An 18,222-nucleotide genomic window follows, 5' to 3' on the forward strand; every position below is an offset into this window, starting at 1 on the left:
CCAGTGCCGCGCGCGCAATGCCGTCAGCCGGGAGCGGACGGAACCGCCCCAGGACGCCTCAGCGGGCGGCGCCCTCGCGAATGAACGTGCCGTTCTGCAGCTCGCTCACCGCCTGGATCAGCTCCTGCCGGGTGTTCATCACGATCGGTCCGTGCCAGGCCACGGGTTCGCGGATCGGCGCGCCGGAAATCAGCAGGAAGCGCATGCCGAGCGGTCCGGCGGTCACCGTCACCTCGTCGCCGCTGCCGAACCGCACCAGCGTCCGGTCGCCGCTCTGATCGCGGATATGCACCTCCTCGCCGTCGACCTCCTTCTCCAGCAGCACGCCGAAGGGCTGCGAGGCATCGCGGAACGTTCCCGATCCCTCGAAGATATAGGCAAAGGCCTTGCGATAGGTGTCGACCTTGAAGCGCTTTGTGCGCCCGGCCGGCACGAAGATGTCGAGATAGCTCGGGTCGGCGGCGATGCCGTCGACGGGGCCGCGCCTGCCCCAGAACTCGCCGCACACGACCCGCACATGGGTGCCGTCATCGTCGGTGATCTCCGGGATCTCGGCCGACGGCACGTCCTGGTAGCGCGGGCTGGTCATCTTCAGCGAGGACGGCAGGTTGGCCCAAAGCTGGAAGCCGTGCATGCGTCCCTTCGCATCGCCCTGCGGCATCTCCTGGTGCATGATGCCGCTGCCGGCCGTCATCCACTGGATGTCGCCGGCGCCGAGCGACCCCCGGTTGCCGAGGCTGTCGCCGTGATCGACGGTACCGGCGAGCACATAGGTGATCGTCTCGATGCCGCGATGCGGGTGCCAGGGAAAGCCTGCCTCGTAGTCCTCTGGCCGCTCGTTGCGGAAATCGTCGAACAGCAGGAACGGGTCGAGCGCGGTCGGGTCGCCGAACCCGAAGGCGCGGTGCAGATGCACGCCGGCGCCTTCCAGCGTCGGCTTGGCGGTCTCGAGATGGGTGACGGGTCTGACGGACATCTGTCTGCCTTTCTCTCGCGCAGGGCGCGAGCTTCCTTGAACATCCTGCTCCCAAGATAAGTGCGTTCGCGCGGCGGACCAGACACCGCGCATTGGACGCAGTGTTCAGTCAATGATGAACAATCGGATCGCAGGTTTCCGCCGGGCGAACAGTCTGGCTCAGCTGATCCGCATCGCGCTGCCCGGGCGGCAGCGGGCCAGCACGCTTTCCATGTCGCGCCGCGCCAGCGCCACACAGCCCTCCGTCGGTGTGTAGCCGGGACGCGCCAGGTGAAAGAAGATGGCGCTGCCCTTCCCCCGCACCGCTGGAAACAGGTTGCAGTCGAGCACGACGACGATGTCGTAGAGTGGATCCTCCCGCCACAGGCGCTCGTGCGAAGCGCCGAAAGGCAGCGGCACCATGCGGTTGTAGCGTGCATGGCCGGGATCGTCGCACCAGCCCGCATCCCGGGGCAATGGCGAGACAGGAAGGGCGGTGCGCGGCCTCCCGACCCGGTCGGGGCGATAGTAGACATGCAGCAGGCGAAACGTTCCCGCCGGCGTCGCGCCGTCTCCCTCGCTCTTGGCGTACGAGATTCCGCCGCGGCCCAGCGCGCACGCAAACGTGAGCGCCCCGGATCGCAGCCAGCCGGCGGTCCGGCATGCGGAAAGGGCGCCGACTTCCAGTTCCGGTGCCCTTTCGCGGCCCTGACCCGACAGAGCGGCAAGACGGGGGGCGAAAAGTTCCGCGGACATCTGAGACTCTCCATCACCGGCGCATCAAGTGCGCGTGAGCAGATGTGTTGTCGGATTGGCGTGAACTCGTCAATCCGTGCTCGCGCAATCGTGTCCGCTTGCTTAAGTGAGGAAAAATAGCTTTGATTCCGAAGCAGTGTAGAGGAAAGGACCCGGCCATGAGCGCACGCAAGATCCTGATCGTGGACGATGACGACGATCTGCGGGAGGCCCTGGTGGAGCAGCTTTCGCTCTATGACGAGTTCGAGACCCAGCAGGCGGCGACCGCGGCAAGCGGCATCCAGGCGGCCGAAGGCGGACATGTCGACCTGCTTCTGATGGATGTCGGCCTGCCCGACATCGACGGGCGAGAGGCCGTCAAGCTGCTGCGCAAGAAGGGCTTCAAGGCGCCGATCATCATGCTGACCGGGCATGACACGGACAGCGACACGATCCTCGGGCTGGAGGCCGGCGCCAACGACTATGTCGCCAAGCCGTTCAAGTTCGCGGTTCTGCTGGCCCGCTTGCGCGCCCATCTGCGCAGCCACGAGCAGAGCGAGGATGCGGTCTTCACCATCGGCCGCTTCTCCTTCCGTCCGGCGCAGAAGCTGATGACCGACGACAAGGGCGGCAAGATCCGCCTGACCGAGAAGGAAACCTCGATCCTCAAGTTTCTCTACCGCGCTGGCGAGAAGCCGGTCACCCGCGACGTGCTGCTGACCAAGGTCTGGGGCTACAATTCCGGGGTCACGACCCACACGCTCGAAACCCATATCTACCGCCTGCGGCAGAAGGTGGAGCGCGACCCGTCCAACGCCGAATTGCTGGTGACGGAGGCCGGTGGCTACAAGCTTGTCCCCTGACCAGCGCAACCGCCCGGGACCTGAGGTCGTTTCGGGACTTGTGCAAATCGGCGGCTTCGGCGTAATGCTCAAGACATGAGTCTTGCCCGGGACATGGATCTCCTGCGACAGGTGCCGCTGCTCTCCGAATTCCCGGACGAGCAGATGCGCCTGCTCGCCTTCTCCGCGGAGAACGTCTCCTATCGCGACGGAGAGGTGCTGTTCATCTCCGGCGAACGCGCCGATGCCGGGCTGGTGATTGCCTCCGGCTCGGTCGCGCTTGAAGGCGACGGCGAGGAACGCGCGGACCTTGGCACCTATGGTCCCGGCAGCCTGATCGGCGAGACCGCGCTGCTGGTGGAGACCCGCCGGCCGGCCCGCGCGGTGGCCGTCGGCCCGACGGAAGTGATCCGCATCCGCCGGGCCCTGTTCAAGCGCATGCTTCAGGAATTCCCCGACATCGCCCGGCGCCTGTTCGAGGCACGGGCCGCGCATTTCCGGGCAACCGCCGGGGCGCTTGCCCGGGTGGGCACGGTGCTCGAGCAGATCGAGCGCGAGCACCAGGCCTTTCGCGAGGACCGCCGCCGCGCCGGCGGCATCGGCGACGAGGGCAACTAGGACGTGGACTCATAATTGTGCCGGAAACGGCGTCCGGTCCGGCAATGATCCGCCAGAAAGGCCGCGATGGCCGGGGCGGGACCCCGGTCAAGCGGCCTGACGCCGCGGATCGAAGCCGGACGGGCGCCCTCCGGGTATGAGAGAACGGGCTGGCAACGGCGTCGCACCCCCTTGAAAACCGGTCGGTTTCCTGCGGGTTTGCTCCTGGTATCCAGTCCCGTTCCCTCATACCGTTTCTCGCCAGAATTATGAGTTCACGTCCTAAGCCCACCTCAGGCGAGGTTCAGCGTCACCGGAATATTGCCCCGCGTCGCATGCGAGTAGGGGCACACGACATGGGCCTTGTCGACCAGGTCCCGCGCCTCGGCCTCATCCAGTCCCGGAACGGTGATGTTGAGCGTCACCGCAATTCCGAAACCCGTACCATCGTCACGCGGACCGATACCGACATCGGCGGCGACCCGGGTGTCTTCGGACAGTTTCAGCTTCTGCTGGCCGGCGACGAACTTCATCGCGCCCAGGAAACAGGCCGAATAGCCGGCGGCGAAAAGCTGCTCGGGATTGGTGCCCTGGCCGCCGTCGCCGCCGAGCTCCTTGGGTGTCGACAGGGTCACTTCCAGGCGGCCGTCGTCGGACTTCGCCGCGCCGGTGCGTCCGCCGGTCGCCGATCCGTGTGCGGTGTAGAGAATGGGCATTGCTGCATCCTTCCTTGATGACGGGGCCTTGAGGCCTCCGCTTCGTTGAATGTCGCGGCACATCGCCGTTCAATTTAAATAGTGCAAAATTAAATTGTGTGCAATTCATTTTTGAGCGATAGTTCTTGACAGATCCTACCCTGCCGGCAAAGCAGGCTGGCACCCGCGCAAGAGACGAACGGACTGCTCATGGACGAGATCCTGGCCACGCACGACCGAACCGGCAAGGAAGCGGCGCAGGACCTGCTCCTGTCGAGCCAGCTCTGCTTCGCGCTGCATTCGACCACGCTGGCGCTCGGCCGCGTCTACCAGAAGGTGCTCGCCCCGCTCGGTCTCACCTACACGCAGTATCTGGTCATGCTGGTCCTTTGGGAACGCGGCCGCCTGTCGGTGAAGGAACTCGGCGAGGCGCTTGCCCTCGACAGCGGCACGCTGACCCCGCTGCTCAAGCGGCTGGAACAGGCCGGCCATGTCCGCCGCGCGCGCGATCGGCGCGACGAGCGGCGGGTACTGGTGGAACCGACACCTTCAGGCCTTGCCTTGCGCGAGGAGGCGGCCGGCATTCCAGCGCGCATTTTCGCCGCCTGCAACGGGTCGGGCGTTGCCCTCGACCGGTTCAAGGCGGATCTGGAAGCCCTCAGGTCCGCGCTGACGACGAGCGGGGAAGAGCCCGCCTGATCCGCTCCGGCAACCGCTGCACAAGCGGCACCAGCGCAAGCGCGAGCCCGCAGCCGAATACCCACCAGGCCGGCCGCACGGAAAAGCGGAAGTCGAGATTGGCGGCCAGCACCCGCTCCGCCGGGATCCCCGTTGCCAGCGCATACCAGAGATACTCGATCCCCGCCGTGGCAAGGCCCGCCAGAACCGCGATCGCCGCGACAACAAGCGGCGAGGCAAGCGCCAGACCCCGCTTCTGCGCGACCCGGTACGCCATCAGCGCCACGTAGAACCCCGCCATCAGCGTTGCCTCGGTGACATCCGCCTTCGATTGCAGGAAGAAATGCACCGTGGCGAGAAGCGCCAGGCCATAAGTGATCCCGTGCAGCCGATGCCAGTTCCGCCCCATGGCGCGGATGGCCCCGTCGGTCGAGGTGAGGCCGAGGGCGACAAGCCCCAGGAGCGCCACGAAGCCGATGGTCAGGTAGACGCGCAGCACGATCTCGAGTGCCACTTTGGCAAGGTCGAACGCCTGGTCGGCCGCATAGAACCCGAGATGCAGCAAGGCATAGGCGAGCGCCGCGAGGCCGAGCATCCGGCGGATGCCGATCAGGCGGTTCCAGCCCGCGACCCGGCGCAGCGGCGTCACCAGCAGCGACAGAAAGAGAAAACGGATCGCCCAGGTGCCGCTCTCGTGCAGCAGCACCGTCACGGGCTTCGCCCCAAGCGTATCGAGAAGAAACCCGCCGCCCAGCCAGAAACCGGGCGCCATGACGGCAACGAAGACCGCCAGCCCGAGCGGCGAGAAGCGGCCGTTGCGTTCCCGCCAGGGGATATGGGCCTTGTATTGTCTCGCCTGGAATCCGGATGCCTGCATCTGCCTGTCCATTCGCTTCTCGTCCGCGCATGTGGCGGGCGCCTGTCACCGGACAGATAGTCTTTCGCGAGCTGCAGGTCGCAGCACACCTGTTCAAGCCTTGGTGAGGCGAACGTGCGCGTGGCCGGCTGCCCTTCCGCTTCTCGCCCCGCACAGGCGGGCAAACGGCGCGGCCCAAAGAAAAAGCCGGCGAAACCGCCGGCCTTTTTGTCTCGCTCCAGGGTGTTACGCCCAGGGACGGCTTTCCGCCGTGACTTTCTCGAAACGGTCGATCGACGGGGCCTTTTCCATGGTCAGGCCGATATCGTCGAGGCCGTTCAGCAGGCAGTGCTTGCGGAACGGATCGATGTCGAAGGTGATCGTGCCGCCATCGGGTCCGCGGATTTCCTGGGCCTCGAGATCGACCGTCAGCGTCGCGTTGGCGCCACGCCGCGCGTCGTCCATCAGCTTCTCCAGGTTGTCCTCGGAAACGACGATCGGCAGGATGCCGTTCTTGAAGCAGTTATTGTAGAAAATGTCGGCGAAGCTCGTCGAGATGACACAGCGGACGCCGAAGTCGAGCAAGGCCCAGGGCGCATGCTCGCGGCTCGAGCCGCAGCCGAAATTGTCGCCGGCCACGAGAATGCTGGCACCCTTGTAGGCCGGCTGGTTGAGCACGAAATCCGGGTTCTCCGACCCGTCGTCATTGGTGCGCATCTCGTGGAAAAGGGCCGAGCCGAGGCCCGTGCGCTTGATCGTCTTCAGGAACTGCTTGGGGATGATCATGTCCGTGTCGATATTGATGATCGGCAGCGGTGCGGCGACACCCGTCAGCTTGTCGAATTTTTCCATGGTCTCTTCGGTCTCCTGCGAAAACGGGCGCGATCAGGCGGCGAGGCTGGTGGCAGCGTCGACGCCGATCATCAGGTTGAGATTCTGCACGGCGGCGCCGGACGCGCCCTTGCCGAGATTGTCGTAGACGGCCATCAGCACCACCTGGGCGCGCGCGTCGCTGCCGAAGACATGCAGGCGCATGTGATTGCTGCCGTTGAAGGTCTCCGGGTCGAGATCCGGCGCCTTGTCGGCGCCCGACAGCGGCGCCACGTCGACGAAGGAGCCCGAAAGCGAGCGGAAGTGCTCGTCGAGGACCGCATGGATCTCGGCGCTGGCGGGAACCCGGGCGAGCCCCTCGAGCCGGAGCGGCACCGCCGTCACCATGCCTTGCGCGAAATTGCCCACCGCCGGCACGAAAATCGGCGTCGAGGCAAGCCCCGCATAGCGGGTCATCTCCGGCAGGTGCTTGTGGTTGAGCGTGAGCGCATAAGGCAGGAAGGGCGGCTTCTGCGCGCCGGCCGCCTCATAGGTCTCGATCATCTGCCGGCCGCCGCCGGAATAGCCGGAAATGGCGTTTACCGTCACCGAATAGTCCGCCGGCAGCAGGCCGGCATCGATCAGCGGACGCAAAACCGCGATCACCCCTTGCGGATAGCAGCCGGGATTGGCGACGCGTTTCGAGGCGGCGATCGCCGCGCCCTGCGCGGCCGTCATCTCGGCAAAGCCGTAGTCCCAGCCCTCGGCGACGCGATGCGCGGTGGAGGCGTCGATCACCCGTGTCGTGCCGTTCTCGATCAGCGCCACGCTCTCGCGCGCCGCATCGTCCGGCAGGCACAGGATCGCGACGTCGGCGCTGTTGAGCAGCTCGGCGCGCGCGCCAAGGTCCTTGCGCCGCTCGGGCGCGATCGACAGGAGTTCGATGTCGCGACGACGGGCGAGGCGCTCGCGGATCTGCAGACCCGTCGTGCCGGCTTCGCCGTCGATGAACACTTTCGCGACCATGGCTCCAACTCCAGATAGGATGACGGCCGGGGAAATCCCCCGGCAAGGGGGGCTTTCTACACCACGTCAGGCCCTCTTGTCATGCCCCTCGGGAGGGCGGCGCGGGCCGCTCAGCGCGCCATCGCGTGATATTCGGGATTGGGGCGCATGTCGGTCGCCGCCGCCACCCGGTTCGACATGTTGAAGAAGGCCGCGACCGAGGCAATGTCCCAGATGTCGCGATCCGTGAACCCGGCATCGCGCAGTCCCTGCCGGTCGGCCTCGACGATCTCCTGCGGTGCCTCCGTCAGCTTGACGGAAAAGTCGAGCATCGCCCGGTGGCGGTCCGACAGGTCGGCGACGCGGTAGTTCATCACCATCAGCTCGCCGAGCTCGGGATCGCCGGAAATCTGGCGCACGGCCGCGCCATGGGCGGTCAGGCAGTAATAGCAGCGGTTCACCGCCGACACCGCCACCGCGATCATCTCGCGCTCCAGCTTGGAAAGCCCGCTGTCGGCCAGCATCAGGTCGTTGTACATCTGCGTGAAGGCGGACAGCTTCGCCTCGTTGAAGGCATAGGCGGACAGCACGTTCGGCACCATGCCGAGCTTTTCCCGACACTTGTCGAAATAGGCGAGCGTGGCATCGCCAAGCGGCGTCTCGTCCGCGATGTCGAGCGCAATCGGCCGTTTCGTATCGCTCATGTCATGCTCCTCCCTTAAGGGTTGCCGGCGCGCATCACTCCCGCACGGACCAACCCGAATACCGTGTATCCCGCCTCGGAAATGATTCCATCCCGTGCCATCTCGCTCTAGCATGCCGTGTTACCGGCGGCGACCGCGAGACGGTTCGCGGGAAAAAAGCGCGGCGAAGACAACGGAACCGGGCGGATGCGCTTGAGAACGATCGCGTATCGACAGACCCGGATGATGGGGGACAAATGCCCGAAGCACGTGAGCACGCAAAAGCCCGACTGATCGAAACGGTGGTCGCGGGGCTCGAGCCCGACATCGGCGCCTTCGCGCGAGACCTGTTCGCCCGTGGCGCGGCGGAAGACATTGTCAGCTATACGGAAGCCGACCTCGCCGCGATCGCGCGCACCGCCTGGTCGGAAATGGCGAACCATCCGCTCGGCACGCACCGGGTCCACATCTACAATCCGCAACCGACGGGCGAGGGCAGCCGCGCCGATGACGTCACGGTCGTCGAGATCGTCAACGACAACATGCCCTTCCTGGTCGATTCCGTGATGGGCGAGCTGCAGGCGAGCGGCTTCGAGGCCCGTCTGGTGCTGCACCCGATCCTGGCCGTCGAGCGCGACGAGGCCGGCAAGCTCACGACCTTCCACGGCACCAGCAAGGCGCGCGAGGCCGGCATCCGCCGCGAGAGCCTCATCCACATCCACGTGGCGCGCATCGACACCAGCCTCGAGCGCGAGCAGCTGGCCGAGCGGCTTGAGCTGGTGATGAAGGATGTCGGCTCGGCCGTGCGCGACTGGGAGCCGATGCGCGACCGCCTCGCCGCCGCCATCGGCACCTACAAGGACACGCCGCCGCCGGTGCCGGTCGACGAACTCGGCGAGGCGATCCAGTTCCTGGAATGGATCGCCGCCGACAACTTCATCCTGCTCGGCATGCGCGAGTATTACTTCGAGGGCGGCGTCGCCAAGGGCGAGCTCTCGCACCGCAAGGGCACGGGCCTGGGCCTGCTCGCCGATCCGGACGTGCGGGTGCTGCGCCGGGGCTCGGAATTCGTGGTGATCACGCCGGAAATCCGCGAGTTCCTGATGAAGCCGGAGCCGCTGATCGTCTCCAAGGCCAACGTCAAGAGCCGCGTCCACCGCCGCGTCCACATGGACTATGTCGGCATCAAGCTGTTCGACGACAATGGCGAGCTGGCCGGCGAGCTGCGCGTTGTCGGCCTGCTGACGGCAACCGCCTACACCCTGTCGACACGCAGCATCCCCTTCCTGCGGCGCAAGGTCGACAGCGTACTGGCCCGCGCCGGCTACGATCCCGAGAGCCATTCCGGCCGGGCGCTGACCAACGTGCTGGAGAGCTATCCGCGCGACGAGCTGTTCCAGATCGATCCGGACCTGCTCTACCATTTCTCCACCGCGATCCTGCAGCTCGACGAACGTCCGCGCATCCGCGTGCTTGCCCGCCGCGACCGCTTCGACCGCTTCGTCTCGATCCTGTGCTACGTGCCGCGCGACCGTTACACGACCGAGGTGCGCCTGAGGATCGGCGCCTATCTGGCCAAGGTCTATGACGGCCGCCTGTCGGCCTGGTACGTGTCCTATCCGGAAGGACCGCTCGCCCGCGTTCATTTCATCGTCGGTCGCGACCAGGGCGAGACGCCCGATCCGGCGCAGGAAGACCTGGAACAGTCCGTCGCCGGCATCGTGCGCACCTGGGCCGACGGCCTGCGCGAGGCGCTGCGCGCCGCCTATGGCGGCAACAAGGCGCTGGAGCAGGCGACCCGCTATGGCGACGCCTTCCAGGCCGGCTACCGCGAGGTCTATGCCGGCGAGACCGCGCTGGAGGATATCCGCATCGTCGAGAAGCTCGACGACAGCGCCGACACCGCCCTCACCTTCTCCAGGCGCCAGCAGGACGCGCCCAACCGCGTCGTTCTCAAGGTCTATCACCATCTGGTGCCGATCCCGTTGTCCGCCCGCGTTCCGATCCTGGAGAACATGGGCTTCCGGGTGATCAACGAGCGCACCTACCGCATCACTCCGGCCGACCGGCCGCTCGCCTATCTGCACGAACTGTCGCTGGAGCCGGCCGGCGCCAACGATATCGACCTGACGGACGACCTGAAGGGCCGGCTGGAGAGCCTGTTCCTGGCGATCTGGCGCGGCCGCGCCGAGTCCGACGGCTACAACGCCCTGGTGCTCAACGCGGGCCTTGCCTGGCGCGACATCGCCATGCTCAGGGCCCTGTCGCGCTACCTGCGCCAGGCCGGCATCCGCTTTTCCGAGGACTACATGTGGCGGACGCTCAACCGCTACAGCGACATCGCCGCCAAGCTCGTCGAGCTTTTCCACCTGCGCTTCGACCCTTCGCTGGAAGGGGCCGACCGCTCGCTCGGCGCGGCCCGCGTCGAGCAGGAGATCTCCGACGCGCTCGACCACGTCGACAGCCTCGACGACGACCGCATCCTGCGCCGCTTCGGCAACATCATCGCGGCGATGCTGAGGACCAATTTCTTCCAGCTCGACGCCCATGGCCTGCCCAAGCAGACCTTCGCCTTCAAGCTCGACCCGCACCGCGTGGAAGAGCTGCCGCTGCCCCGTCCCTTCCGCGAGATCTTCGTCTACAGCCCGCGGGTCGAGGGCGTGCACCTGCGCTTCGGCAAGGTCGCGCGCGGCGGGCTGCGCTGGTCGGACCGTGCCCAGGACTTCCGCACCGAGGTGCTGGGCCTGGTCAAGGCCCAGCAGGTGAAGAACGCCGTCATCGTGCCGGTCGGCGCCAAGGGCGGCTTCGTGCCCAAGCACCTGCCGGCCGGCGGCAGCCGGGACGAAATCTTCGCGGAAGGCACGAAGGCCTACAAGATCTTCATCTCCTCGCTGCTCGACGTCACCGACAACCTGTCCGGCGACGACGTCTGGCCGCCCGAACGGGTCGTGCGCCACGACGATGACGATCCCTATCTGGTCGTCGCCGCCGACAAGGGCACCGCGACCTTCTCCGACACCGCCAACGGCATTTCCGAAAGCCGCAACTTCTGGCTCGGCGATGCCTTCGCCTCCGGCGGCTCCGCCGGCTACGACCACAAGAAGATGGGCATCACCGCGCGTGGCGGCTGGGAGGCGGTCAAGCGCCACTTCCGCGAGATGAACCGCGACATCCAGAGCGAGCCGTTCACGGTCGCCGGCGTCGGCGACATGTCCGGCGACGTCTTCGGCAACGGCATGCTGCTGTCCAAGGCGATCCGCCTTGTTGCCGCCTTCGATCATCGCGACATCTTCATCGACCCGGATCCGGATCCGGAAACGACCTGGGAGGAGCGCAAGCGTGTCTTCGATCTCGGCCGCTCGTCCTGGAACGACTACAACACCGCACTGATCTCTGAAGGCGGCGGCATCTTCTCGCGCCAGTCCAAGTCGATCCCGCTGAGCCCGCAGATGCAGACCCTGCTCAACCTGACCAAGGCGAAAGCGACCCCCCAGGAGGTCATGAACGCCATCCTCAAGATGCAGGTCGACCTGCTGTGGTTCGGCGGCATCGGCACCTATATCCGCGCCGCCTCGGAAAGCGACGCCGATGTCGGCGACCGCGCCAATGACGCGATCCGCGTCACCGCAGGCGAGGTTGGCGCCAAGGTGATTGGCGAAGGCGCCAACCTGGGCATGACCCAGCTGGCGCGCATCGCCTTCAGCCGGCGCGGCGGCCGCAGCAACTCGGACGCCATCGACAATTCGGCAGGCGTCAACTCCTCCGACATGGAGGTCAACATCAAGATCGCGCTCGGCGCGGCCGTGCGCGGCAATCGCCTGTCGCTCGCCGACCGCAACATCCTGCTTGCCGAGATGACCGACGAGGTCGCCGCTCTCGTCCTGCGAAACAACTACCTGCAGACGCTGTCAATCAGCCTGACCGAAGCGCGCGCCATGGAGGATTTCGGCTATCAGCGCCGCATGATGCGCCAGCTCGAGCAGGAAGGCCTGCTCGATCGCACAGTCGAGCAGCTGCCCGACGAGGCGGCGCTCGACGAACTGGCGGCGGCGGACACGGGTCTCACCCGTGCCGAGATCGGCGTGTTGCTCGCCTATGCCAAGATCACCCTGTTCGACCGGCTGCTCGGCAGCACGGTGCCCGACGACGCCTATCTGGCCCGGGAACTGTTTCGCTATTTCCCCGTGCAGATGCAGGAAGGCTATGCCGGGGAGATCGAAGGGCACCGGCTGCGGCGCGAGATCATCTCGACCATGCTCGCCAACTCGATGATCAACCGCGGCGGCCCGACCTTCCTGACCCGCATCGCCGATCAGACCGGCGCCGATCCCGCCCAGATCGCCCAGGCCTTCGCCGCCGTGCGCGATGCCTACGGGCTGACCGCCCTCAACAGCGAGATCGACGCGCTCGATACGCGGATTGACGGCCAGTTGCAGCTCGCCCTCTACCGTGCCGTGCAGGACCTCGTGCTCGAACAGACCGTCTGGTTCCTGCGCAACGTCACCTTCGAGACCGGCCTGGAGGCCGTTATCGCGCGGTTCGGCGCCGGCATCGACACACTTGCCCCCGCGCTGCCCAATCTCGTCCAGCCTTCGCTCAAGGCGGAGATCGAGGCCGAGGCCACCCGCCTTTGCGAGGCGGATGCACCCGAACCACTGGCCGCGCGCATCGCCCGGCTGCCCGTGGAGGCCGAGCTGCCCGACATCATCCTGATTGCCGAGCAGACGGACCGCGACCTTGCCGAGGTGGCCGAGGTGTTCTTCAAGGTCGCCGGCCATTTCCGGCTCGGTGCGATGGACGCCAAGGCCCGCGGCCTGCGCATCTCGGACTATTACGACGGTCTGGCGCTCGACCGCGCCAGGGCAACGCTGGCCGGCGCCCATCGCGATGTCACCGCCGAGGCGCTGGCTGCGGGCGGCTTCGACGCCTGGCTGTCGGCCAACGAGACGCGGGTCGGCCGCACGGCACGCGCCGCCGGCGAGATCCTCGAGGGTGACCTGTCCGTGTCGAAGTTCTCCGTCGCGGCCGGCCTCCTCGCCGAACTCGCGCGATGAACGACACGGTGGCCGCCGCAAGGCGGACAGGACAGGATGACGGCGCCGGGCAACCGGCGCCGGTCAGGGGCCGCGCGGTCGCAAGCTGGCTGTTCTTCGACTGGGCCGCCCAGCCCTTCTTCACGCTGGTGACGACCTTCGTCTTCGCCCCCTATTTCGCCTCGGCGCTGGCCGCAACACCCGCCGAAGGACAGGCGCTGTGGGGCTATGCGACGGCCGCCGCCGGCCTCGCCATCGCCCTGCTGGCTCCCGTCCTGGGGGCAATCGCCGACCGCACCGGCGCGCGCAAACCCTGGATCGCCGCCTTCTCGCTGCCGCTTCTGGCCGGTTCCGCCGTCCTCTGGCTCGCCGTTCCCGGCGAACCCTGGAGCATCGCCATCGCGCTTGCCGGTTTCGCCCTCGCCACGCTCGGCGTCGAGTTCGCCACCGTCTTCACCAACGCGATGATGCCGGACCTGGTACCCCGCGCGCGCCTCGGCCGCCTGTCGGGCAACGGCTGGGCGCTCGGCTACGCCGGCGGGCTTGTCTCGCTGGTCATTGCCCTCGGCCTGATGGCGGCCAGCCCGGCCACCGGGCTCACGCTTCTGGGCCTCGAACCCGTCTTCGGCCTCGATCCCGCGACACGGGCCGGCGACCGGGCCTCCGGGCCCTTTTCCGCGCTCTGGTATCTCGTCTTCGTGCTGCCGCTGTTCTTCTTCGTGCCGGACGTGCCGCGCCGGGCCGTCCCTCTCGCCGGGGCGGTTCGCCAGGGCCTGCGCGACCTTGCCGCCACCCTTCGCCAGGCGCGGGCCAACCGGCAGGTGATGACTTTCCTGATCGCCAACATGGTCTACAAGGACGGCCTTGTGGCGCTCTTCGCCTTTGGCGGCATCTATGCCGGCGGCGTGCTCGGCTGGTCGTCGATCGAGATCGGCATCTTCGGCATCCTGCTCACCGTCACCGGCACGTTCGGCGCGGTCGTCGGCGGGCGGCTCGACGACCGGCTGGGGCCGAAACCGGTGATCTCCGGCGCCCTCGTCGTGTTGATCCTGTGCGGCCTAGGTCTTGTCTCCGTCGACCGCGACACGGTGTTCTTCGTCATCGACGTGGCGCCGCCGGCCGCTGGTGCGGGGCTGTTCTCGACCCTGCCAGAACAGGTGTTCCTGGTCCTCGGTGGCTTTCTCGGCGCCGCCGCCGGACCCCTGCAGGCGGCCTCGCGCACCCTGCTCGTGCACCTGTCGCCGCCGGCCGGGCTGACCCAGTATTTCGGCCTTTTCGCCCTCTCGGGAAAGGTGACGAGCTTCCTCGCGCCGCTGAGCGTCGGCCTCGTCACCGCCGCCACCGCCAGCCAGGCGGCAGGAATGGCGGTGATCCTTGTCTTCTTCTCTGCCGGCCTGATGCTGCTCTCCCGCGTCGACGGCACCCGCATCCGCCCCTGAAACGCGAAACGGGCGGGGTTTCCCCCGCCCGTGCGAATGTCATGATGCGGCAACGCGCCGAAGGCGTCAGGCGCTCTGCTTGGTCGAGGCGCGCTCGGCCCGCTTGCGGTCGTTCGGATCGAGCAGCGCCTTGCGCAGGCGGATGTTCTTCGGCGTCACCTCGACCAGCTCGTCGTCGTTGATGTAGGAGAGCGCGGCCTCCAGCGACAGCCGGATCGGCGTCGTCAGGCGCACCGCCTCGTCCTTGCCGGACGCGCGCACGTTGGTGAGCTGCTTGCCCTTCAGCACGTTGACCTCGAGGTCGTTGCCGCGCATGTGCTCGCCGATCAGCATGCCGCGATAGACCTTGACGCCCGGATCGATCAGCATCGGACCCCGGTCTTCCAGGTTGAACAGCGCGTAGGCTGCCGCCTCGCCGTCGCCATTGGAGATCAGCACGCCGGTGTGGCGGCCCGGGATCTCACCCTTGTAGGGCGCATAGGCATGGAACAGGCGGTTGAAGATCGCCGTGCCGCGCGTGTCCGACAAGAGCTCCGACTGGTAGCCGATGAGCCCGCGCGTCGGCGCGTGGAAAACGAGCCGCGTGCGGCCGGCACCCGACGGGCGCATCTCCAGAAGGTCGGCCTTCCGCTCGGAAAGCTTCTGCACGACGATGCCGGAATGCTCCTCGTCGACGTCGATGATGACTTCCTCGATCGGCTCCAGCCGCTCGCCGTTTTCGCCGGTCTGGAAGACGACGCGCGGACGGCCGACGCACAGCTCGAAACCCTCGCGGCGCATGTTCTCGATCAGGATGGCAAGCTGCAGCTCTCCGCGGCCCGCCACGACGAAGGCATCGGCCTCGGCGCTGTCCTCGATCTGCAGCGCGACATTGCCCTCGGCCTCGTCCATCAGCCGCTTGCGGATGACGCGCGACTGCACCTTGTCGCCTTCCGTGCCCGCGAGCGGCCCGTCATTGACCCGGAACGTCATCGACAGGGTCGGCGGATCGATCGGCTGGGCCGGCAGCGCATCCGGCACTTCGGGGGAGCAGATCGTGTCGGAAACGGTCGCCTCGGACAGGCCGGCGATGGAGATGATGTCGCCCGCCACGGCCTTGTCGATCGGCTGGCGCTCGAGCCCGCGGAAGGCGAGCACCTTGGAGATGCGGCCGGTCTCGACCACCTTGCCGTCACGCGACAGGGCCTTGACTGCCATGTTCGGCACCGCTTCGCCCGAAACGATGCGCCCGGTGAGAATGCGGCCGAGGAACGGATTGGCCTGGACCGTCGTCGCCAGCATGCGGAACGCGCCCGGCTCCGCCTCCGGTGCACGCACATGGGCGCGCACCAGTTCGAACAGCGGGTCCATGGAGTCCTGCGGGCCGGACGGATCGGAGGCCATCCAGCCCTGCTTGGCCGAACCGTAGAGAACCGGGAAGTCGAGCTGCTCCTCGTTGGCGTCGAGTGCGGCGAACAGGTCGAACACCTCGTCGAGCACTTCCTCGGCGCGCTGGTCGGGCTTGTCGATCTTGTTGATCGCCACGATCGGGCGCAGGCCGAGCTTCAGCGCCTTGCCGAGCACGAACTTGGTCTGCGGCATCGGGCCTTCCGCCGCGTCGACCAGCAGCACGACGCCATCGACCATGTGCAGGATGCGCTCCACCTCGCCGCCGAAATCGGCGTGGCCGGGCGTGTCGACGATGTTGATCCGCGTGTCGCCGTGGTTCAGCGAGGTGACCTTGGCGAGGATGGTGATGCCGCGCTCGCGCTCCAGGTCGTTGGAATCCATCATCCGCTCTTCCGTGCGCTGGTTGTCGCGGAAGGAGCCTGACTGCTTCAGGAGCACGTCGATCAGCGTCGTCTTGCCATGATCGACGTGGGCAATAATGGCGATATTACGCAGGTCCATGTGTAAGGTGCTCCGGAAATGAGAACGCGGGCCCCTCGGACCCGCGCATTTTCGCGCCCTCTATAAACCCCGGACCCGATTCTTGCAACGCAGCAAACGCAGGTCAGCCTTGACATGCGGGCGGGGCAGGCGCATTTGATAAGGATACCATATTATATGGAAGACTTATGGATACCGATCTCCCCACGCGGCCGCTCGGCTTTCTGGTCGGCGATATCGCGCGTCTGCTGCGCCGCCGCTTCGAGCGGGCGCTTGCCGCCGCCGACACCGGGCTGACCGCCGCCGAAGCCCGCGCGCTCGCCTTCATCGAGCACTATCCCGACCAACGCCAGGGCGCGCTCGCCGAACGCCTCGGCGTCGAACCGATGACGCTGTGCGGGTTTCTCGACCGTCTCGAGACCGCCGGCCTGATCGAGCGACGCCCGGATCCCAGCGACCGCCGCGCCAAGCTGGTGGCGTTGTCGCCGACCGCCCAGCCGGTTCTCGAGCGCATCCATGACGAGGCAATCGCCATCCGCCGCGCCGCCCTGCAGGGGATGAACCGGGCGGAGATGGAGGCCGCCTACGGCCTGCTCGAGCGCATGCGCGCCAATCTGGGCCTGCCGGCGGAGGCAGAGCGATGACCGACACGACCGCCGGCACGGCATCCCCCGTCCAGTCCTCTGCGTCTCAAGAACAGTCCGCATCGGACACCGCACGCACCATGACCTCCTCGCCCGCCTCCGCATCCGCCATGACGCTCGCAGCCGGCGGCACGCCGCCCGCGGCGTCCAATCCGATGAGCGAACTGCGCACCGCCGCCCTTGGCGCCGCGCTCGTTGCGATCGGACCGATCACCATGGCGCTCTACACGCCCGCCATGCCGGTCCTGGCGGATGTCTTCGGCACCTCGCAATCGATGGTGAAGCTGACGCTGACCGCCTATTTCGCCGGTTTCGCGCTGACCCAGCTTGTCTGCGGCCCGCTCACCGACGCATTCGGCCGACGGCCGGTGACGATCGCCTTCCTGGTGCTCTATCTGGCCTCGACCGTCGTCGCCACCTATGCCCCCACCATCGAGTGGATGCTGGTCGCACGCACCCTGCAAGGGATCGGCGCCTCCGTCGGCGTCGCCGTGTCGCGCGCCATCGTCCGTGACCAGTTCACCGGCCAGACCTCGGCGCGGATCATGAACACCATCGCCATGATGCTGGCCATCGGCCCAGCGATCGCCCCCACCATCGGCGGCGTGACGCTGGAGCTGTTCGGCTGGCGCGAAATCTTCTGGGCGATGCTGGTCTACGGCCTTGTCCTGTCGGTTGCCATGGTGATCGGCCTGAAGGAGACGAACGCCTATATCGACCGCGCCAATCTGCGCCCGCGCACGCTGCTGAGGAACTATGCCACCCTGCTCGCCGATCCGCGCTACATGCAGCCCAGCCTGCTTGTGGGCCTCGGCATCGGCACCATCTACACGCTCGCCTCGGTGCTGCCTTTCGTGCTCATCGACCGGGTCGGCCTGACGGCGACCCAGTTCGGCTTCGGCATGATGATCCAGTCCGGCTCCTTCATTTCCGGCACCATCGTCACCGGACAGATGATGCGCCGCATGGACGCCGAACGCCTGCTCCCCTTCGGCATGGGCGGCATGGTCGTTGCCGGCCTTGCCATGCTGTGCGCGCTCTCCCTGTTTCCGCCGAGCTTCCTCGGCACCATGCTGCCCGTCGGCATTTTCGCCTTCAGTCTCGCCCTATCGCTGCCGGCCGTCTCGACCGCCGCCCTTCAGGGCTTTCCCCGCATGGCCGGCGCGGCCTCGGCGATGATGGGCTTCCTGCAGTTCGGGGCGGGCCTGCTCGGCAGTCTCGTGATCGCGGCGATCGGCGATCCGCTCACCGGCATCGTCCTGGTACCGCCCGCGATGCTGTTCTCCGGCGTCGGGGCCTATCTCTGGCTCGGCCGGATCAACGCCCGCCGGGCAGGCGCCTCCGGCGTCGCCTGAGACATGGACGGGGTCGTGTTTCTGCC

Annotated in this window: 15 protein-coding genes; 7 read left to right on the top strand and 8 right to left on the bottom strand. The window is 67.0% G+C overall.

Features of this window, described 5'->3' with window-relative positions; all coding sequences use genetic code 11:
- Positions 1-58 precede the first annotated feature (58 nt).
- Positions 59-976 carry a pirin family protein gene (locus RBB46_RS19995; protein WP_306030806.1) on the bottom strand — a complete coding sequence of 306 codons (918 nt, stop codon included), beginning with the start codon at positions 974-976 and terminating at the stop codon, positions 59-61.
- A gap of 159 nt (positions 977-1,135) precedes the next feature.
- Positions 1,136-1,711 (bottom strand): L,D-transpeptidase, encoded by a 576-nt coding sequence (locus tag RBB46_RS20000; protein ID WP_306030807.1) that lies wholly within the window; start codon positions 1,709-1,711, stop codon positions 1,136-1,138.
- Positions 1,712-1,869: 158 nt separating this feature from the next.
- On the opposite strand from RBB46_RS20000, the gene RBB46_RS20005 reads away from it, so the two are divergent.
- Positions 1,870-2,553, top strand: a complete 684-nt coding sequence (locus RBB46_RS20005) for a response regulator transcription factor (protein ID WP_306030808.1) — start codon at positions 1,870-1,872, stop codon at positions 2,551-2,553.
- A 75-nt stretch (positions 2,554-2,628) separates the two neighbouring features.
- On the top strand, positions 2,629-3,150 hold the full coding sequence (locus RBB46_RS20010; protein ID WP_306030809.1) for a cyclic nucleotide-binding domain-containing protein: 522 nt from the start codon (positions 2,629-2,631) through the stop codon (positions 3,148-3,150).
- Positions 3,151-3,422: 272 nt separating this feature from the next.
- Here the strand turns inward: RBB46_RS20010 and RBB46_RS20015 are convergent, their stop codons facing one another.
- The gene (locus RBB46_RS20015; protein WP_306030810.1) at positions 3,423-3,845 is read right to left on the bottom strand and encodes an organic hydroperoxide resistance protein; all 423 of its coding nucleotides are present in this window, start codon (positions 3,843-3,845) and stop codon (positions 3,423-3,425) included.
- A 189-nt stretch (positions 3,846-4,034) separates the two neighbouring features.
- Here RBB46_RS20015 and RBB46_RS20020 point away from each other — a divergent pair, with 189 nt between their 5' ends.
- Positions 4,035-4,523: a MarR family winged helix-turn-helix transcriptional regulator gene (locus tag RBB46_RS20020; protein ID WP_306030811.1), complete on the top strand. Its 489-nt coding sequence runs from the start codon at positions 4,035-4,037 to the stop codon at positions 4,521-4,523.
- Here RBB46_RS20020 and RBB46_RS20025 read toward each other — a convergent pair.
- The 4 genes from RBB46_RS20025 to RBB46_RS20040 form a co-directional block, all read right to left on the bottom strand.
- Positions 4,483-5,379 (bottom strand): sulfite oxidase heme-binding subunit YedZ, encoded by an 897-nt coding sequence (locus RBB46_RS20025; RefSeq protein WP_306030812.1) that lies wholly within the window; start codon positions 5,377-5,379, stop codon positions 4,483-4,485. The two genes, RBB46_RS20020 and RBB46_RS20025, sit on opposite strands and share 41 nt — an antisense overlap.
- A 225-nt stretch (positions 5,380-5,604) precedes the next feature.
- Positions 5,605-6,210, bottom strand: a complete 606-nt coding sequence (leuD, locus tag RBB46_RS20030; RefSeq protein ID WP_306030813.1) for a 3-isopropylmalate dehydratase small subunit — start codon at positions 6,208-6,210, stop codon at positions 5,605-5,607.
- 33 nt (positions 6,211-6,243) lie between these two features.
- Positions 6,244-7,194, bottom strand: a complete 951-nt coding sequence (argC, locus tag RBB46_RS20035; RefSeq protein ID WP_306030814.1) for an N-acetyl-gamma-glutamyl-phosphate reductase — start codon at positions 7,192-7,194, stop codon at positions 6,244-6,246.
- A gap of 110 nt (positions 7,195-7,304) precedes the next feature.
- Positions 7,305-7,877 carry a peroxidase-related enzyme gene (locus RBB46_RS20040; protein WP_306030815.1) on the bottom strand — a complete coding sequence of 191 codons (573 nt, stop codon included), beginning with the start codon at positions 7,875-7,877 and terminating at the stop codon, positions 7,305-7,307.
- 236 nt (positions 7,878-8,113) lie between these two features.
- Here RBB46_RS20040 and RBB46_RS20045 point away from each other — a divergent pair, with 236 nt between their 5' ends.
- Together RBB46_RS20045 and RBB46_RS20050 are read left to right on the top strand one after the other, a co-directional pair.
- On the top strand, positions 8,114-12,910 hold the full coding sequence (locus RBB46_RS20045; protein WP_306030816.1) for an NAD-glutamate dehydrogenase: 4,797 nt from the start codon (positions 8,114-8,116) through the stop codon (positions 12,908-12,910).
- Positions 12,907-14,328 (top strand): MFS transporter, encoded by a 1,422-nt coding sequence (locus tag RBB46_RS20050; protein ID WP_306030817.1) that lies wholly within the window; start codon positions 12,907-12,909, stop codon positions 14,326-14,328. Before RBB46_RS20045 ends, RBB46_RS20050 begins: the two co-directional genes overlap by 4 nt.
- A 66-nt stretch (positions 14,329-14,394) precedes the next feature.
- Here RBB46_RS20050 and typA read toward each other — a convergent pair whose 3' ends face one another.
- Positions 14,395-16,218 (bottom strand): translational GTPase TypA, encoded by a 1,824-nt coding sequence (gene typA / locus RBB46_RS20055; RefSeq protein WP_306030818.1) that lies wholly within the window; start codon positions 16,216-16,218, stop codon positions 14,395-14,397.
- A gap of 167 nt (positions 16,219-16,385) precedes the next feature.
- Between typA and RBB46_RS20060 the strand changes: the two genes are divergently transcribed.
- Together RBB46_RS20060 and RBB46_RS20065 are read left to right on the top strand one after the other, a co-directional pair.
- Positions 16,386-16,841: a MarR family winged helix-turn-helix transcriptional regulator gene (locus RBB46_RS20060; protein WP_306030819.1), complete on the top strand. Its 456-nt coding sequence runs from the start codon at positions 16,386-16,388 to the stop codon at positions 16,839-16,841.
- Positions 16,838-18,196 (top strand): multidrug effflux MFS transporter, encoded by a 1,359-nt coding sequence (locus RBB46_RS20065; RefSeq protein ID WP_306030820.1) that lies wholly within the window; start codon positions 16,838-16,840, stop codon positions 18,194-18,196. The genes RBB46_RS20060 and RBB46_RS20065 overlap by 4 nt, the downstream gene beginning before the upstream one ends.
- The last annotated feature ends 26 nt before the right edge of the window (positions 18,197-18,222 follow it).

Source organism: Stappia sp. MMSF_3263, from assembly GCF_030733745.1.
Lineage (GTDB): Bacteria > Pseudomonadota > Alphaproteobacteria > Rhizobiales > Stappiaceae > Stappia.

Excerpts from the sequence above, each read along its gene's own strand:
- RBB46_RS19995 (WP_306030806.1), bottom strand. The coding sequence starts at position 976 with ATGTCCGTCAGACCCGTCACCCATCTCGAGACCGCCAAGCCGACGCTG.
- RBB46_RS20000 (WP_306030807.1), bottom strand. The coding sequence starts at position 1,711 with ATGTCCGCGGAACTTTTCGCCCCCCGTCTTGCCGCTCTGTCGGGTCAG.
- RBB46_RS20005 (WP_306030808.1), top strand. The coding sequence starts at position 1,870 with ATGAGCGCACGCAAGATCCTGATCGTGGACGATGACGACGATCTGCGG.
- RBB46_RS20010 (WP_306030809.1), top strand. The coding sequence starts at position 2,629 with ATGAGTCTTGCCCGGGACATGGATCTCCTGCGACAGGTGCCGCTGCTC.
- RBB46_RS20015 (WP_306030810.1), bottom strand. The coding sequence starts at position 3,845 with ATGCCCATTCTCTACACCGCACACGGATCGGCGACCGGCGGACGCACC.
- RBB46_RS20020 (WP_306030811.1), top strand. The coding sequence starts at position 4,035 with ATGGACGAGATCCTGGCCACGCACGACCGAACCGGCAAGGAAGCGGCG.
- RBB46_RS20025 (WP_306030812.1), bottom strand. The coding sequence starts at position 5,379 with ATGCAGGCATCCGGATTCCAGGCGAGACAATACAAGGCCCATATCCCC.
- leuD (WP_306030813.1), bottom strand. The coding sequence starts at position 6,210 with ATGGAAAAATTCGACAAGCTGACGGGTGTCGCCGCACCGCTGCCGATC.
- argC (WP_306030814.1), bottom strand. The coding sequence starts at position 7,194 with ATGGTCGCGAAAGTGTTCATCGACGGCGAAGCCGGCACGACGGGTCTG.
- RBB46_RS20040 (WP_306030815.1), bottom strand. The coding sequence starts at position 7,877 with ATGAGCGATACGAAACGGCCGATTGCGCTCGACATCGCGGACGAGACG.
- RBB46_RS20045 (WP_306030816.1), top strand. The coding sequence starts at position 8,114 with ATGCCCGAAGCACGTGAGCACGCAAAAGCCCGACTGATCGAAACGGTG.
- RBB46_RS20050 (WP_306030817.1), top strand. The coding sequence starts at position 12,907 with ATGAACGACACGGTGGCCGCCGCAAGGCGGACAGGACAGGATGACGGC.
- typA (WP_306030818.1), bottom strand. The coding sequence starts at position 16,218 with ATGGACCTGCGTAATATCGCCATTATTGCCCACGTCGATCATGGCAAG.
- RBB46_RS20060 (WP_306030819.1), top strand. The coding sequence starts at position 16,386 with ATGGATACCGATCTCCCCACGCGGCCGCTCGGCTTTCTGGTCGGCGAT.
- RBB46_RS20065 (WP_306030820.1), top strand. The coding sequence starts at position 16,838 with ATGACCGACACGACCGCCGGCACGGCATCCCCCGTCCAGTCCTCTGCG.